Genomic DNA, 15,634 nt, shown 5'->3' with positions numbered 1-15,634 from the left:
GCCTGCGAATAATTCCTGCTAAGATAGCCACCAGACCGGCAAGCCCGAGTGTAAATTTGGCCAAAATATAACGATTGCCCTAACGCCCGCCCGCTCTGGCGCGTTCCGTTTCCCGCCCCTTGCCCTCCCCACCCGCGCCGCTGCTGCTTTTCGCCGTCACCACCGACCTGTGCTTCGACCAGCGGATGCAGCGCATCTGCGGCAGCTTGGCCGCCGCTGGCTACCGCGTGCAGCTGGTGGGCTGGCAGCGGCCGGCCTCGCCCCCGCTCACGCCGCAGCCCTACGGGCAGCACCGGCTGAAGGGCTGGTTTCAGCGAGGCAAGCTGTTTTACCTGGAGTACAATCTGCGGCTGTTTTTTTACTTATTGAGCCAAAAGGCCGCGGCTTGGTGCGCCGCCGACCTCGACACAGCCCTGCCCGTGTGGCTGCGCGCCCGGCTCGGCGGCCAGCCGTTTGTGTACGATGCCCACGAGCTATTCACCGAGGTGCCCGAGGTGGTGGCCCGGCCGGCCGTGCAGCGCCTCTGGCGGTGGGTGGAGGGTTTTGTGGTGCCGCGCGCCCGGCTGGCCTACACGGTGGGCCCCGCTTTAGCTCAAATATTCGAGCAGCGCTACGGCCGGCCCTTTGCCGTAGTGCGCAACGTGAGCCGCCTGCGCGCCGACGAGCCCCTGCCCCACCCCGCGCCGCCCTCCGGCTACATCCTCTACCAGGGCGCCCTCAACGTGGGCCGCGGCCTGGAAAACCTGTTCGACGCCATGCCCCAGGTGGCAAGCCGGCTGGTAATCTGTGGCGAAGGCGACCTGTCGGCCGCCCTGCGCGCCCGGGCCGATGCGCTTGGCCTGCTGGCTTCCGGCCAGGTGGAGTTTCGCGGGTTTGTGCTGCCCGAGGCCCTGCGCGAGGTCACGCGCCACGCGGCGGTGGGCATCATGCTGCTCGAAAATATTGGGCTGAGCTACTACTATTCGCTGGCCAATAAGTTCTTCGACTACGTGCACGCCGGCATTCCGCAGGTGCTGATTGACTTCCCCGAATACCGCGCCCTCAACGACGAATTTGACGTGGCCGAGCTGGTTCAGGACCTGCGACCCGAAACGCTAGCCCGGGCTCTCAACCGCCTGCTGCGCGACGAGCCCGCCCGCTACCAGCACCTGGCCGAAAACTGCCGCCGCGCTGCGCCGCAGCTCAGCTGGCAGCACGAAGAACAGGTGCTGCTGCGCTTGTATAACGAGTTGGTTCCCCTTGTGAAATCGCGGCCGTTGCCGCAGTAGCTTTGCTTAGTCGCTTTCGTTTCTTCCCCGCATGAAAAAAATACTACCCGCGCTGCTGCTTGGCGGTGCTTGCTTCGCTACAGGGGCCTTCGTGGCCCGGCCCACCGCCCCCGATGAAATCACGGTACCCATGCTGCGCGCCGCCCAGCAGGTATTTGGGCTGAATTTCAACGACGCCCAGCTCGACTCCACGCGCCGCAACCTCACGGGCTACCGCGAGAGCTACGAGGCCCTGCGCAAAATCTCGCTGCCCAACGGTGTGGCCCCGACGATGGTATTCGACGCGCGCCCCCTGCGCATGCGCCAGGCCATGCTGGCCGCCACCAAAGCCGACGCCGGCAAGCTGCCCCAGGCTCCCAAGGTAAAGCTGCCCGCCAACCGAGACGAGCTGGCCTTCTACACCGTGCGCCAGCTCGGCGAGCTGCTGCGCACCAAGCAGGTGTCTTCGGAGGAGCTGACCCAGTTCTTCCTGGCCCGGCTCAAGAAGTACGACCCCAAGCTGCACTGCGTCATCACCCTCACTGAGGACCTGGCGCTGCAACAAGCGCGGCAGGCCGACCAGGAAATCAAAGCCGGCAAGTACCGGGGCCCGCTACACGGCATTCCCTTCGGCGTGAAGGACTTGTTCAGCGCCAAGGGCTACAAAACCACCTGGGGCTCGGTGCCCTACAAAGAGCAAACCCTCGACGAAGACGCCGCCGTGGTGGAGCGGCTGCGCGCGGCCGGCGGCGTGCTGCTGGCCAAGCTGACCCTGGGCGAACTGGCCCAGGGCGACGTGTGGTTTGGCGAGAAAACCCGCACGCCCTGGGACGTAACCAAGGGCTCGAGCGGTTCGTCGGCCGGCTCGGCATCGGCCGTGGCCGCGGGCCTGCTGCCCTTTGCCATCGGCACCGAAACGCTGGGCTCCATCGTGAGCCCCAGCACGGCCTGCGGCGTAACGGGCCTGCGCCCCACCTACGGCCGCGTGAGCCGCGCCGGCGCCATGGCCCTGAGCTGGAGCATGGACAAAGCCGGCCCCATTGCCCGCTCGGCTGAGGACTGCGCCATTGTGCTGGCCGCCCTCACCGCCGCCGGCCCCGATGCCCGTGACCCCGCCACCCTGATGGCCCCCAACGCCTTCCACTATGCCTTCGATGCCAACATCAAAAAGCTGCGCGTGGGCTACGTGAAGGCCGCTTTCGACCAGAACTACCCCACCAAAGCCAATGACCAGGCCTCCCTCGACGTGCTGCGCAAGCTCGGCGTGGAGCTGGTACCCATTGAGCTGCCGACCCTTTCGCCCGGCGCCCTGCGCTTCGTGCTCACGGCCGAAGGCGCCGCCGCGTTCGACGACCTCACCCGCTCGGGCCGCGACGGCCAGATGGTGCTGCAAAACCGCTCGGCCTGGCCTAACACCTTCCGGTCGTCGCGCTTCATTCCGGCCGTCGAATACATTCAGGCCCAGCGCGTGCGCAGCCTGCTCATTGAGCAGATGGACACCCAGCTGAAAGGCCTCGACGCCTACATTGCCCCTTCCTTCAGCGCCAACCTTACACTGACCAACCTCACCGGCCAGCCCGCCATCGCCATCCCCAACGGCTTCACGGCCGCCGGCCTGCCCACTACCATCACCTTCATGGGCCAGCTCTTCGAAGAAAGCAAACTCCTGGCCCTGGCCAAAGCCTATCAGGACGCCACCGAATTCGACGAAAAACACCCTACTTTATAATGAAGAATGCGGAATGGGCGGACAACTCCCCTCCTTACCAAGGAGGGGACGCTCAACTGCCAAGTTGAGCTGGGGTGGTTGCGGGCGTTGAACGATGGGCGCACGATTTGGCCGTGAATCGTTCGGGCGCCATTGTTCGGGTGTCGTGCAACGATTCAACCACCCCCGTTCGAGCCAAAGGCTCGAACATTCCCTCCTTTGCTAAGGAGGGGAGTTGTCCGCCCATTCCGCATTCTTCATTCTCAATTATTAAGCGCAGCGTCCTTGCTCCCTCCTTCCATTTTAGCTCAACTGGCGCCCACGGCCGCCGACCCACGGCCGGTGCTGCTCACCATTGCCGGCCCCACGGCCGTGGGGAAAACGGCCCTGTGCGTGCAGCTGGCTCAGCAGTTCAACACCGAAATCGTGTCGGCCGATTCGCGCCAGTTTTTTCGGGAGCTGAGCATCGGCACGGCCAAGCCCACGTCGGAGGAGATGCAGGGCGTGTCGCACCATTTCATCGATAGCCACAGCATCAGCGAAGACTACAGCGCCGGCCGGTTTGCTACCGATTGCCAGGCCGTGTTAACTGAGCTGTTCCAGAAGCATCCGCTGGTTATCCTCACCGGCGGCTCGGGCCTTTATGTGCAGGCCGTGACCGATGGGCTTGATGAGTTGCCTACTGTGCCGGCTGAAGTCCGGGCTCAGCTCCACGCCGAGCTGGCGGCCCACGGCCTGCCGCACCTGGTAGCCGAGCTGGCCGAAACCGACCCCGTGGCCCACGCCCGCATCGACCAACAAAACCCGCAGCGCGTGGTGCGGGCCCTCGAAATCACCCGGGCCACCGGCCGGCCCTTTTCCAGCTTCCACACCCAGAGCCCGCCGGCCGAAAACCCACTGTTTCGCAACGTAAAAGTGGCCCTCACCCGCGAGCGCGAGGAGCTTTACCAGCGCATCAACCTGCGGGTGGAGCACATGCTGGCCGCCGGCCTGCTCGAGGAAGTGCGCGGCCTGCTCCCCTACCGCCACCACCACGCCCTGCAAACCGTGGGCTACCAGGAAATATTCGGCTACCTAGACGGCGAGTACGATTGGGCTGAAGCCGTGCGCCTGCTCCAGCGCAACACGCGCCGCTACGCCAAGCGCCAGCTCACCTGGCTGCGCCGCGACCCCGCGTATCAGTGGGTTGAGCTGAAATAACGTTGTAAGAAGTCAGCCCACATCCTGTCATTGCAAGCGCAGCGCGGCAAACCTTCCTCTCGGTGCGACCAAGCCCGAGTTGTGACAAGCTCTTTTAAAGCAAAAAGCCCCAGCACTGTGTAGTGATGGGGCTTTTTTCGTCTCAGGGCTAGTCGCAGGTAAAGGACGGATTGCCGCGCTGCGCTCGCAATGACAGGATGTGTTCCTACACGCTCAGAATTTCCACCATCCGCATGAAGCTCTGGTTGATGAGCTTCTTTTTGTTGATGGTATCGGTGAACGGCGTATAAACCAGCTTTTTGTCTACAATGCCGGCCATTACATTCTTCATGCCGTTCATGAGGCCTTCCACTGCGGCGATGCCGATTTGGGAGCCTAGCAGGCGGTCGGCTGCCGTGGGGGAACCGCCGCGTTGAATGTGGCCGATGACCGTGACGCGAGTGTCCAGCTGCGGGATGGCTTCTTTCACGCGGGATGCTACCTGCGTGGCATTGCCTTCTTCGTCGCCTTCCGCCACAATGACGATAAAGGAAGTTTTTGAGCGCTGCCAGCCCGATTGCAGGGTGTCAATCACTACGTCTACGCTCATCTGGGTTTCCGGAATCATCACGATTTCGGCCCCACCGCCGATGGCGCACGGAATGGCGATGTAGCCCGAGTCGCGGCCCATCACCTCCACAAAGAAGCAGCGGTCGTGCGAGTCGGCCGTGTCGCGGATTTTGTCGATGCAGTCCAGCGCCGTGTTCACGGCCGTGTCGTAGCCAATGGTGTAGTCGGTGCCGTAGAGGTCGTTGTCGATGGTGCCGGGCGCGCCCACGGTGGGGATGCCGAATTCTTCCTCAAAAATCATGGCGCCGGTGAAGGTGCCGTTGCCACCGATGGCCACCAAGCCCTCGATGCCGTTGTTCACCAGCTGGTCGAAGGCTTGTTGGCGGCCTTCTTTGGTCATGAATTTCTGGCTGCGGGCCGATTTCAAAATGGTGCCGCCCTTCTGCACCGTGTTCGAAACCGAAGCCGAGTCCAACCGTACAAACTCGCCCTTAATCATGCCGCTATAGCCTCGCATAATGCCATATACCTCAATGCCGTGGTACGTAGCAGTGCGCACTACCGCCCGGATTGCCGCATTCATGCCCGGCGAATCGCCACCGCTGGTAAACACTCCTATTCTCTTCATCTGAACTTTCTATAATGCAACGGGACGCGCAAATGGCGCCCAAACCCCGCAAAGTTGGCGAAACGAATGCAAACCCTCTAATTCCGCACCGTTATTTCCGCAAAGGGGTGGTTATCTTTTTTTTGTATTTGGCGTAGATGGGAGTAGCAAGACACCGTTTTTGCCCTTACCTTACCTCCTCCATTCGGCTCACCGGCTTATAATCACTTCCTTCTCACCTAATTCCCACGTATTATGTTCGGTTTTTTCGAAAATGAGCAGGCCAAAAAAATCAAAGGTCACTTGCTAAACCTTGCGGCCCTAGCGAAAGCCGACGGCCACATCGATGCGCGGGAGATGAACTTTATTTTGGCAGTCGGCAAGAAAAACGGTCTTAATTCCAACGATGTACAGGAACTGGTATCTGGGGCCAAGGGCACGAGCGCGGACCTGCCTACGAACGATTCTGAACGCTTCGACCAGATTTTCGACCTTGTCGACATGATGCTCGCCGACGGCGTGGTGGACGAAACCGAGATGGATTTCTGCATCATGATGGCCGAGAAGCTGGGCTTCCGCAAGGCCATTGTGGGCGTGCTGGTTCGCAAGATTTCGCAAGGCGTAAAAGACGGCCTTCCGCGCGAGCGAATCAAGGATGAAAGCAATTCTTTTTTGAACTATAACGAGTTACCCCGGCCCAACATCGTGGCTTAGCGGCAACTAAAATTCTATATACGGGCCCTTTGGAGCCACCCGCCCGGGTGAATCCAAAGGGCCCGCTTGTTTTCAATCAAATTGAACTGCCCCCTTAGGCGCCGGTAACGTGTTCAATGGCCCGGAGCAGCGCGGCGCAGGCTTCGTCAATCTCTTCATCGGTGATGATGAGCGGCGGGGCCAAGCGAAGGGAGTTGTCGCAAAACAGAAACCAGTCGGTCAGAATGCCTTCGTGCGCCAGTGCATGGTCGATAATGGGCTTGAGCACCGCGAAGGAATCAAACTCTACCGCCATCAACAGCCCACTGCCGCGCACCGCCCGAATGGCCGGGTGCCGCAGCTGCGCCCGAAACCGCGCCGCCTTGGCCGCCACGCCCGCCACCAATTGCTCGTCCTGAATAACCTGCAGGGTGGCCAGCGCCGCCGCACAGCTCACCGGATGGCCCCCAAAGGTGGTGCAATGACCCAGAATGGGGTTGGTCTTGAAGCCGCTCATGATTTCCGTGGAGGAAATAAATGCCCCAATCGGCATGCCGCCACCCATGCCTTTGGCGCACACCAGGATATCTGGTGTGATGCCGAACTGCTCGAAGGCCCACATGCTGCCGGTGCGCCCGTAGCCGCACTGAATTTCATCGAGAATAAGCAAGGCTCCCACCTCGGAGCAGCGCGCCCGCAGGGCCGGCAGGTAGCCGGGCAGTGGCACGCGCACTCCAGCCTCACCCTGCACCGTCTCGATGACTACGGCGGCGGTGCGCTCGGTTATCAGCGCAAGGTCGGCCAGCTCGTTGTGCCGGATGTGGCGCACGTCGGGCAGCAGCGGCCGGAAGCTATTCTTAAAATCTTCGGAGCCGGTGATGGACAGGGCCCCGTGCGTGGAGCCGTGGTAGGCATTAAGACAGGAAATCAGCTCGGTACGGCCGGTGTGGCGCTTGGCCAGCTTCAGCGCGCCTTCGATGGCCTCGGCGCCGGAGTTGGTGAAAAACACCGAGTCCAGATGAGCCGGCAAGGTCCGATGGATGGCCTCGGCCAGCTGGGCAGGCACGGCCTGCACCAGTTCGCCGTACACCATCAGGTGCAGGAATTTATCGAGCTGGGCCTGAATGCCGGCCAGCACGCGCGGGTGCCGGTGCCCCACGTTGCTCACGCCGATGCCCGAAATCAGGTCGAGGTAACGGCGGCCGTCGGGGGCGTACATGTAGACGCCCTCGGCCCGCTCAATTTCCAGCAAAAGCGGGAAATCGGAGGTTTGGGCCTGGTGGCGCAGGAATAGTTGGCGGGGAGTCAGGACCACGGATTTTTCGGATTTAAGCGGGTTTGGAGCGGTTTAGTCAGGTTTGAGTCAGCTCGCGCCTGTCGTGACGAGCTTCGACTGCGATGCTGTCGCCTGTCATGCAGAGCGTAGCGAAGCATCTTATCCCAGCTGAACGACTCAGACGTGATAAGATGCTTCGCTACGCTCTGCATGACAGGCGGCGCGGAGTTCAAAACACTTTCTTTAAACCTCTGCTGTCACGTTTCGATTTTTCTCACAAAAATAACGAGGCCGCTGCGGGGGCAGCGGCCTCGTTGAATTGAGCTGGAAGTTGGATGCTGGGAGCGAGAGTTAGTCGTTGTCCAAACCGGGCTGGCCCGGCGCCCCGGCCACGCGCTTGATGACTTCGCGGGTGAAGTCGCGCTCGGCCATAAACAGCTGCGCCACCTGCCGCAGGGAAATGACTTTCTGGAACTTCTCGAAGTACTCTTTCTCCAGGTTCAGCTCCTGTTGGCGTACGGCAAACGACTGGTTGATATTATCGCGAATTTGTTGGTCGGTCATGCCATCGGTCACGTCGCGGCGCAGCAGGCGGCCATTGCGGTTGAGCTCGCGGCGGCGGTCCGAAAACTCGTTGTAGAGTGGCCAGAACTTCTGGGCCTGGTCCTGGGTAAGGGCCACACGGTTGGTGATAAAGGCAATTTTAGCGTTTTCGAGTTGAGCCAGCCGCTGGCCGCCGCGTCGGCCGCCGCCCTGGGCATGGGCCGCAGGCGCCAGCGTCAGCAATACTGCCACGATGCTCAGGACACGAAACGTGTTTGAAAGGATGGACATGATACGCTAGGAGATTATAAATAAGTAGGGTCCTCGGACGGCTGGGCGTCGAGGGCCTCGGTCAGCTCGGCTTCCGATGCATGCAAAAAGTCATCGGTGAGGTTGGGGTCGGCCGCCGTCAGCACAACCAGGTCGGAGTTATCGACGCGGGCGCCACTCGTGAGCAAGTAGCCCACCAGTTCGGTACGCGGCACGGCATCGAGCGAGGTGGCAGCCACCCCAGCCGGGCCAGCCGCCTGGGGGCCGCTCAGGTAAAAAGAGGCCGCAAAGCCCCCCAATACAGCCACCGAGGCCAGGCCCGTGCGCAACGCCGGCGATAGCCGGGCCAGCCAGCCCCAGCCGGTAGCGGCCTCGCGGGCCTCGGCCTGGGGTAGCCGGGCCATTACCCGCATGGGCAATTGGTCGAAATAGCCCGCGGGCGGCTCGCTCAGCAGCGGGCGGGGCCGCCGAGGGTGCTCGTCAAGCTTAAAGGAAGGTTTCATGGCAGTTGGATGAAGAAGCAGGCCCGGCGTTTAAATCAGCCGGTAAAAATTTGTATTGCGGGGTTAATCAGCCGTGTTGCGGGTTACGTATTCTTCCACTTTTTTCACCGCATGGTGGTAGCTGGCCTTCAGCGCGCCCACGCTGGTGCCCGTTACTTCGGCCATTTGCTCGTACGGCATTTCGTCGTAGTAGCGCAGGTTGAAGACCAGGCGTTGTTTGTCGGGCAGCCGCAGAATGGCTTGTTGCAGTTTCAGCTCAATTTCGTCGCCGGCCAGGGCGGGGTCGGCTTCAATTTTGGCAGCCAGCTCGGCGCCCACGTCCGTGAGCGGCAGCAGAAACTTGCGCCGCTTGCTGCTCAAGAAGTTTAGGCATTCGTTGGTGGCAATGCGGTAAATCCAGGTGAAGAGAGCGGCGTCCTGCCGGAAGTTCTCGAGGTGCTTCCACACCTTAATGAAGACGTCCTGGGTGAGGTCGTCGGCATCGTCGTGGTCGATTACCATCTTGCGCACGTGCCAGTACACCTTGCTCTGGTACTTGCGCACGAGTTGGTTGAACGCCAGATTGCGCGAAGCCGGGTCTTGAAACTTGAGCAGGATGTCGTGGTCTTCCAAACGCGAATAAATACGCCTGGGTGGCGAAGGCAGGGGTTGGACTGCAAGTTAACGGCCGCGTTTAATGCCCACCCCAGAAAAGGCAGTGGCAAGTACCGTCATTTTATGCCAACCCTGAAACCACCTCGCTCAACTATGAAGCAATAAAAAGCCTAACATATTTTCATGTCAGGCTTTTCACACGCTTACTCAAGAAATTATTTTTCCACGCATGAGCAGGTCCATCGATTGTCCGGAATGGTCGGGAATACAAGGAAAAATTTATCGGGCCGGTCTATTTTCTCTGCTTTGCCTTTGTCAAGATAGCCGCCAGCAAATAGCAGGTTGCCGTCTTTATCAACACTGAATTTCCCCTTGCTGGGCTTCTCAAAACCGGAGTAGAAATAGGTGCCATCCGCGTTAATCGTAAACGAGCCGTGGGGAATGAATTCGTAGAAACCACCTTTATACTTGGTGGCAGTGCATCCGTACTTTCCGTATTTAAGATTGCTTTTTGGCGCTGCCTGAGCTGTTGCATCGAGAGCAGATGAACAAAGTATCGCGCAGCCAATTCCAGCAATTAGAAATCTTTTTTTCATTTTTAAATAAAGGCTGTATTTAAAAGCTTCAGGTGCAAACCAAAAATAATTGAAACGAGATAATATTCACAAGCTTTATAAATCTAACTCTGTTGACACGGAATAAAAAGGCCTCTTAGCAGGTTATCTACGAGGCCTTTTTATGCACTATTGGTGCCTATTTCCGCTGCTTAATCACGGCTTCCACAGCGGCCACAATAGCGGCTTCATTGAGCTTGCATTTTCCATCAGCTGGTCGGGCGTGGTGCTTTCGTCGAAGCTGTCGTTCACGGCCACCATTTTCAGGGGCAGCGGCTCTTAGCGGGCTAGTAGCTGGGCGATGCTGTCGCTGAAGTCAGGAATAGCCGGCTCAATATTGGTAAACCCCTTCCATTTGCTACAAAAAAGCTATATTCAGCACAGAAGCCATTGACACAAGCTATTACTACAGAAAATGTGCAGTCAATAAATCACAGTTCAATAGCTTGTGAAGCGTTTAGCGACCATCTGACATGAAACGAACACGGCTGTATTGGTTATTTATTGCGCTATCAGCGCAGCTTGCTTCGTGCGAAAATAAAAGCTCAACTCCATCGCAAGCAGCAATTACGGAGCTAAGTCTCAAGCGGGGTCAGATTATTACTTGCGGCGCTACCGACAGGAAATTGGGCGCAGTTGAATTTAATACCTCGTGCGGCGCCGAAACACAAGAAAGCTTCAATCTGGCGCTGCAGCTGCTGCATTCATTTGAATACGATGAAGCGGAAAAAGCATTCGCAACAATTATTGATAAAGACCCAGCGTGCGCAATGGCTTATTGGGGAGTGGCCATGGCTAATTTTCATCCCCTCTGGACGCCGCCTTCCGATGTTGAATTAAGGAAGGGAGTGAAAGCAATTTCGATAGCCCAATCAATTGCAAAAAAGTCACCGAGAGAGGCCGCTTACATTGCGGCCATTGCGGCCTATTACCAAAACTGGGAACAGGTGGACCATCACAGCCGGTGCATAGCCTTTGAGAAAGCAACGGAATTGGCGCATGTAAAATATCCTACTGATTCTGAGGCGACCATATTTTACGCATTAGCTCTAACCGCTGCGGCAGACCCAGCCGATAAGCAGTTTAAAAACCAACGGAAGGCCGGCCGGCTACTTGAGGCGCTGTACCCCAACGAGCCCAATCATCCGGGTATTATCCATTACATCATTCACACCTATGATTATCCGGAGCTGGCCGCATTAGCCTTGCCGGCGGCCAGAAAATATGCAGCAGTTGCCCCGTCGTCAGCGCATGCCCTGCATATGCCTTCGCATATTTTCACCCGCCTGGGGCTTTGGGAAGAATGCATAAACTCTAACCTAACCTCCGTGGCCTCAGCCCAATGCTATGCGCAGGAAGCCGGCATCAAAGGGCATTGGGACGAAGAGCTGCATGGCATGGATTATCTGGTTTACGCTTACCTGCAGAGGGGCCAAAACGCGCTTGCCAAGCAGCAATTAAATTATTTGAAATCAATTAAAGAGGTTACTCCGCTTAATTTTAAAGTTGCGTATGCTTTCGCCGCAATTCCGGCCCGGCACTCGCTGGAAAACAAGCGTTGGCCGGAAGCGGCCAGCTTGCCAATTGATAGCACTTTAGTCCCGTGGAGAGATTTCCCATGGCAAAAGGCTATCATCCATTTCGCTCGGGTGCTGGGCTCGGTTCATACTGGCCAAATGGCAGCGGCCACAGCCGAACTAGCGCAGCTTGAAGGAATTCATAGCCTGCTAGTCAATCAGAAAGATGCATACAAGGCCAAGCAGGTAGCAATTCAGCTACGTGCGGCCGAAGCATGGATTCACCTCCTGGCCGGCCGAAATGCTGAAGCAGTGGCGCACATGAACCAAGCCGCCGACCTGGAAGACCAAACCGAAAAACATCCGGTTACGCCTTCGGAAGTCATTCCTGCCCGGGAACTGCTTGGCGATATGCTGATGCAGTTGAACCAGCCCAAGCAGGCATTAGCAGCTTATTCGGCAAGCCTGCGAAAACACCCCAATCGGTTTAATGGGCTTTATGGAGCAGGGTTGGCCGCCGAGCGGGCAGGCCTCCAGGATAGCGCGGCGCTCTACTACCAACAATTACTCATGGTAGCTAACGCCGCAAATTCCGACAGAATTGAGCTAAAAACAATTAGGCAATTTTTGACGGCCCATAAGTATAATGTAGTTGTGCGGGGGATATAGGTCTTGCTAGCACACTTAATTCATGCCAGTGTAAAAAGCAAAACCCCAAGCCACGTCTTTAAACTTAAAGCATCTCGTTTTCTTCAAACGCCTTAATATCTGGCCGGGGAATTATATGTACATCATCCGGGATGGTAATATCAAAGAGACTCTGCCATGCTCCAGAAACCCTTTGCGGAGAGAACTCAAAGTCACGACTAAAGTGCCGCCAGTTGCGGAGCAGAAAGGATTTTATTTCCGGGTTGTAGCTGACACCAGAAGCCTTTTCGTCCGACTTTCTCATTGGTCTAACTTTCCATAACTCGACTATGCATAACGCTTTCCCCGCGTTTTCACCAACTGAGTTTGTTTTTCCACAGCAGATAACAATATCACCCCGGTAATTGAACGACCTATACCGGGTTTCTATCGTTTTTTCTCCATTCTTTATCCAATCTGCATAAGGCGCCCCTTTGTAATCATTTAAAATCAACGCCTTGAAAGTCTTGTTAGTAGAAGCCATATAGTAAGTGTTAATAAAATTTAAGTTGAGCTAAATCACCTGAATTTCACCACGGTATTAAACGTCATTCGTTGCTTGAAACGCAGAAGTCCCCGCAGCTACTAAAGTTGCGGGGACTTTTGTTATAAATGCAGCTGCAAAAGCTACTTCCGGCGCTTCATCACGGCTTCCACAGCAGCCACAATAGCGGCTTCGTTGAGCTTGTATTTCTCCATCAGCTGGTCGGGGGTGGCGCTTTCGCCGAAGCTGTCGTTCACGGCCACCATTTCCAGGGGCAGCGGCTCTTCGCGGGCCAGCAGCTGGGCGATGCTGTCGCCGAGGCCGCCGTTCATCTGGTGCTCTTCGGCCGTCACCACGCAGCCTGTTTTGCGAGCCGAGGCCAAGATGGCTTCCTTATCCAGCGGCTTGATGGTGTGAATGTTGATGATTTCGGCGTTGATGCCTTTCTCAGCCAGTAGCTTACCAGCGAGCACGGCCTTCCACACCAAGTGGCCGGTGGCGAAGATGCTCACGTCAGTGCCTTCGTTCAGCATCCAGGCTTTGCCGATTTCGAATTTCTGGTCAGCCGGCGTGAAGTTGGGCACTACCGGGCGGCCGAAGCGCAGGTACACGGGTCCTTCGTGCTCGGCAATGGCGATGGTGGCGGCTTTAGTCTGGTTGTAGTCGCAGGGGTTGATAACGGTCATGCCGGGCAGCATTTTCATCATGCCCAGGTCTTCCAGAATCTGGTGGGTGGCGCCGTCTTCGCCCAGCGTGAGGCCAGCGTGGGAGGCGCAGATTTTCACGTTCTTGTCCGAATACGCAATGCTCTGGCGAATCTGGTCGTAGACGCGGCCGGTGCTGAAGTTGGCGAAGGTGCCCGTGAAGGGGATTTTGCCACCAATGGTCATGCCCGCTGCCACGCCCATCATGTTGGCCTCGGCGATGCCCACCTGGAAAAACCGCTCGGGGAAGTCCTTCTTGAAGGCGTCCATCTTGAGCGAGCCGGTGAGGTCGGCGCAAAGGGCCACTACGTTGGGGTTGGTTTTGCCCAGCTCGTGCAGGCCGGCGCCGAAGCCGCTGCGGGTGTCTTTCGATTCGGTGTAGGGGAAGTCTTTCATGGGGGTATGTAAGGGAGAGTTAGAACGACAAACTCCCCTCCTTACCAAGGAGGGGATGTTCGAGCTTCAGCTCGAACGGGGGTGGTTGTGGGCGTTGAACGAGTGACCAGGCTTTACCTGCGTTCGTGAAACGCCAATTCAATTGTATGCAAAACACTATCTAAATCAGACCAAACCAACTGGTTTTCAAAACGCAGAACACGAATGCCATTTGCATTCAGAAAGTCAGTACGTGCTGTGTCGTGCAAATTACCTGAAGCAGTTAAATGACCAGCGCCATCAAGTTCAACGGCCAATTTTTCTTCTGGGCAATAGAAGTCCAGAATGAACTCGCCAACGCTGTGCTGGCGACGGAATTTACGACGTTGTAATTGGGCTGATTTTAGAACGGACCAGAGTTTGGCTTCGGCAGGCGTGAGGTTATTGCGAAGGGTGCGGCGTTGGTCTTTTTTATGAGGAAGGTTATTGAGGCTGGTCATTAGGGTTGTTTAGGTTAATTGTTCAACGCCTACAACCACCCCCGTTCAGCCTTGCGGCTGAACATCCCCTCCTTGGTAAGGAGGGGAGTTTGACCTTCTACTTCATTTCCCAAAAATGGCTATCGAAGTCGTTTGCCCACTGCGGATAGAAAAATTCCGCACGTCGGTAAACTTACTACCGGTGCTGGTCTTGGTGCGAAAAACCAAGCGGTAGGCGCCGGGCTGCATGGGCAGGTTGAGCTTGCTACTGCCGCCATCGGGCAGGTTGTAAATCCAGGTTTGGGACTCGTCGTTGTTGAGCTTGTAAATGCTGCCGTAGCCTTTCAGGTCGGTGGTGATGTTGAGGGTGCCGGGGGCGGGGTAGGTAACTTCCAGCTCCTGCCCCTGCTTTATGGTGACGCGGCGGGTGATGCGCGGCAGCGTGAGCAGCTCAACTTCGTAGTTACCGGCCAGCAGCTTTTGCTTGGTGCCGAAGGGGAAGCTGGCCACGGTGTTCTTCTGCGGGTCGCGCACCACGGTCTGCACCGTGCCGTAGGGGTTGGGCGTGAGCTGGGGGTTCTGGAGCCAGAGCACTCCCTGAGGCGTTTTGAAAGTGAGAACATTGGCCTTGCCCGGCTTGATGGCGAGGTTGGACTGGCGCACGGGCGGCACCGTGTTTATCACCAAGTCGTAGCTCTGCAGGGCATCAATGGCGAGCACGTCGGCCTTGCCCTGGGCGTCGCGGTAGTGCACGTAGTTGTACTCAGGCTGCTCGGTCACGTTGTTCACAAACGTCATGTTCACGTTGCTTTCCACGGGGCGGCCGTCGGCGTCAGTGAGGTTCACGGCGACGGTGGTTTTGCTCAGGGTCTGGGCAATGACGTCGTTCATCACCGTGCGAAAGGTCTTGATTTCGGCCGCGTTGTAGTACTGGCCCAAGCACTCCAGCTGCTTCCCAAATTCCTTTTCGGCCCCGATGCCGATGACGAAAGGCTTCAAAAAAACGTGCTTGCGCTGCAAGGCCACCGAGGCGGCGCAGGGGTCGGCGTTGCACGACTCCAGGCCGTCGGTAATGAGCAGCAGCACATTGCGCGATGACTTATCAGTGGGAAAGTCGTTGGCCGATTGCAGCAGCGAATACGTGATGGGCGTGTTGCCCTGCGCCTTGAGCGTGGTGAGCTTGTCCTTGATGGCCTTGGCGTTTTTGGGCGCAAAGGGCACTTCCAGGCGCGAGTCCTGGCAGTTTTTATCGGCATTGGGAAACTGGTGGCCGTACACGCGCAGGCCCAGCTCCAGGTTGGGGTAGGCATTAAGCGAATCCACCATTTTACTGAGCATGCGCTTGGCCACGTTCCAGCGGGGCTGCCCCTCCCAGGGCGCCAGCATCGAGCCCGAGGCATCGAGCAGAAACAAAATGCGGGTGACCTTGGGCTTCTCGACCGGGGCATTTTGGGCCTGGGCTGAGAAGCCGCAAAGCAGAAACACAACCGTCCATACGATTTGCCTCACTTCCCACCTTCCCCTCCCGATTGGGAGAGGAAGGGCCTGATGAATAGTTGCCGTCAGGCCCAGGGAAGGAAAAGC

15 protein-coding genes are annotated in these 15,634 nt (G+C 57.7%); 5 read left to right on the top strand and 10 right to left on the bottom strand.

All coding sequences use genetic code 11. The features are described 5' to 3' along the window. Positions 1-119 precede the first annotated feature (119 nt). From LJ738_RS03080 to miaA, 3 genes are all read left to right on the top strand, one after another. Positions 120-1,268, top strand: a complete 1,149-nt coding sequence (locus tag LJ738_RS03080) for a glycosyltransferase (protein ID WP_227784851.1) — start codon at positions 120-122, stop codon at positions 1,266-1,268. 31 nt (positions 1,269-1,299) lie between these two features. Further along, complete coding sequence (locus tag LJ738_RS03075) at positions 1,300-2,976, top strand: amidase (protein ID WP_227784850.1); 1,677 nt, start codon at positions 1,300-1,302, stop codon at positions 2,974-2,976. Between the two features lie 264 nt (positions 2,977-3,240). Continuing rightward, positions 3,241-4,155 carry a tRNA (adenosine(37)-N6)-dimethylallyltransferase MiaA gene (miaA, locus tag LJ738_RS03070; protein ID WP_227784849.1) on the top strand — a complete coding sequence of 305 codons (915 nt, stop codon included), beginning with the start codon at positions 3,241-3,243 and terminating at the stop codon, positions 4,153-4,155. A 205-nt stretch (positions 4,156-4,360) separates the two neighbouring features. Here miaA and pfkA read toward each other — a convergent pair whose 3' ends face one another. Continuing rightward, a complete protein-coding gene (gene pfkA, locus LJ738_RS03065) occupies positions 4,361-5,332 on the bottom strand; it encodes a 6-phosphofructokinase (RefSeq protein WP_227784848.1) in 972 nt (323 codons plus the stop codon). Positions 5,333-5,566: 234 nt separating this feature from the next. Between pfkA and LJ738_RS03060 the strand changes: the two genes are divergently transcribed. Then, positions 5,567-6,025 carry a tellurite resistance TerB family protein gene (locus LJ738_RS03060; protein WP_227784847.1) on the top strand — a complete coding sequence of 153 codons (459 nt, stop codon included), beginning with the start codon at positions 5,567-5,569 and terminating at the stop codon, positions 6,023-6,025. 94 nt (positions 6,026-6,119) lie between these two features. Here LJ738_RS03060 and LJ738_RS03055 read toward each other — a convergent pair whose 3' ends face one another. The 5 genes from LJ738_RS03055 to LJ738_RS03035 all read right to left on the bottom strand — a co-directional run bounded on the left by LJ738_RS03055 (position 6,120) and on the right by LJ738_RS03035 (position 9,786). After that, on the bottom strand, positions 6,120-7,313 hold the full coding sequence (locus tag LJ738_RS03055) for an aspartate aminotransferase family protein (protein WP_227784949.1): 1,194 nt from the start codon (positions 7,311-7,313) through the stop codon (positions 6,120-6,122). Positions 7,314-7,631: 318 nt separating this feature from the next. After that, positions 7,632-8,114 carry a hypothetical protein gene (locus LJ738_RS03050; RefSeq protein WP_227784846.1) on the bottom strand — a complete coding sequence of 161 codons (483 nt, stop codon included), beginning with the start codon at positions 8,112-8,114 and terminating at the stop codon, positions 7,632-7,634. A gap of 14 nt (positions 8,115-8,128) precedes the next feature. Then, positions 8,129-8,596: a hypothetical protein gene (locus tag LJ738_RS03045; RefSeq protein ID WP_227784845.1), complete on the bottom strand. Its 468-nt coding sequence runs from the start codon at positions 8,594-8,596 to the stop codon at positions 8,129-8,131. A 63-nt stretch (positions 8,597-8,659) separates the two neighbouring features. Continuing rightward, entirely contained in the window at positions 8,660-9,208 is a 549-nt protein-coding gene (locus tag LJ738_RS03040) for an RNA polymerase sigma factor (protein WP_227784844.1), read from the bottom strand. Positions 9,209-9,405: 197 nt separating this feature from the next. Further along, positions 9,406-9,786: a hypothetical protein gene (locus tag LJ738_RS03035; protein ID WP_227784843.1), complete on the bottom strand. Its 381-nt coding sequence runs from the start codon at positions 9,784-9,786 to the stop codon at positions 9,406-9,408. 491 nt (positions 9,787-10,277) lie between these two features. On the opposite strand from LJ738_RS03035, the gene LJ738_RS03030 reads away from it, so the two are divergent. Then, a complete protein-coding gene (locus LJ738_RS03030; RefSeq protein WP_227784842.1) occupies positions 10,278-11,990 on the top strand; it encodes a tetratricopeptide repeat protein in 1,713 nt (570 codons plus the stop codon). A 64-nt stretch (positions 11,991-12,054) separates the two neighbouring features. Here LJ738_RS03030 and LJ738_RS03025 read toward each other — a convergent pair whose 3' ends face one another. The 4 genes from LJ738_RS03025 to LJ738_RS03010 all read right to left on the bottom strand — a co-directional run bounded on the left by LJ738_RS03025 (position 12,055) and on the right by LJ738_RS03010 (position 15,535). After that, positions 12,055-12,492 (bottom strand): ASCH domain-containing protein, encoded by a 438-nt coding sequence (locus tag LJ738_RS03025; protein WP_227784841.1) that lies wholly within the window; start codon positions 12,490-12,492, stop codon positions 12,055-12,057. A gap of 143 nt (positions 12,493-12,635) precedes the next feature. Then, positions 12,636-13,592, bottom strand: coding sequence for a transketolase family protein (locus tag LJ738_RS03020; protein WP_227784840.1), 957 nt, complete (start codon positions 13,590-13,592; stop codon positions 12,636-12,638). 113 nt (positions 13,593-13,705) lie between these two features. Continuing rightward, positions 13,706-14,071 carry an endonuclease domain-containing protein gene (locus LJ738_RS03015; RefSeq protein WP_227784839.1) on the bottom strand — a complete coding sequence of 122 codons (366 nt, stop codon included), beginning with the start codon at positions 14,069-14,071 and terminating at the stop codon, positions 13,706-13,708. Between the two features lie 102 nt (positions 14,072-14,173). Continuing rightward, entirely contained in the window at positions 14,174-15,535 is a 1,362-nt protein-coding gene (locus tag LJ738_RS03010) for a vWA domain-containing protein (RefSeq protein WP_227784838.1), read from the bottom strand. Positions 15,536-15,634 lie beyond the last annotated feature (99 nt).

It is taken from the genome of Hymenobacter plasmatis (assembly GCF_020711255.1).
GTDB lineage: Bacteria > Bacteroidota > Bacteroidia > Cytophagales > Hymenobacteraceae > Hymenobacter.
This window is presented reverse-complemented; position numbering and strand designations above follow the sequence as displayed.

Coding starts and splice junctions, on each gene's coding strand:
- LJ738_RS03075 (WP_227784850.1), top strand. CDS start 1,300: ATGAAAAAAATACTACCCGCGCTGCTGCTTGGCGGTGCTTGCTTCGCT.
- pfkA (WP_227784848.1), bottom strand. CDS start 5,332: ATGAAGAGAATAGGAGTGTTTACCAGCGGTGGCGATTCGCCGGGCATG.
- LJ738_RS03060 (WP_227784847.1), top strand. CDS start 5,567: ATGTTCGGTTTTTTCGAAAATGAGCAGGCCAAAAAAATCAAAGGTCAC.
- LJ738_RS03050 (WP_227784846.1), bottom strand. CDS start 8,114: ATGTCCATCCTTTCAAACACGTTTCGTGTCCTGAGCATCGTGGCAGTA.
- LJ738_RS03045 (WP_227784845.1), bottom strand. CDS start 8,596: ATGAAACCTTCCTTTAAGCTTGACGAGCACCCTCGGCGGCCCCGCCCG.
- LJ738_RS03035 (WP_227784843.1), bottom strand. CDS start 9,786: ATGAAAAAAAGATTTCTAATTGCTGGAATTGGCTGCGCGATACTTTGT.
- LJ738_RS03030 (WP_227784842.1), top strand. CDS start 10,278: ATGAAACGAACACGGCTGTATTGGTTATTTATTGCGCTATCAGCGCAG.
- LJ738_RS03025 (WP_227784841.1), bottom strand. CDS start 12,492: ATGGCTTCTACTAACAAGACTTTCAAGGCGTTGATTTTAAATGATTAC.
- LJ738_RS03020 (WP_227784840.1), bottom strand. CDS start 13,592: ATGAAAGACTTCCCCTACACCGAATCGAAAGACACCCGCAGCGGCTTC.
- LJ738_RS03015 (WP_227784839.1), bottom strand. CDS start 14,071: ATGACCAGCCTCAATAACCTTCCTCATAAAAAAGACCAACGCCGCACC.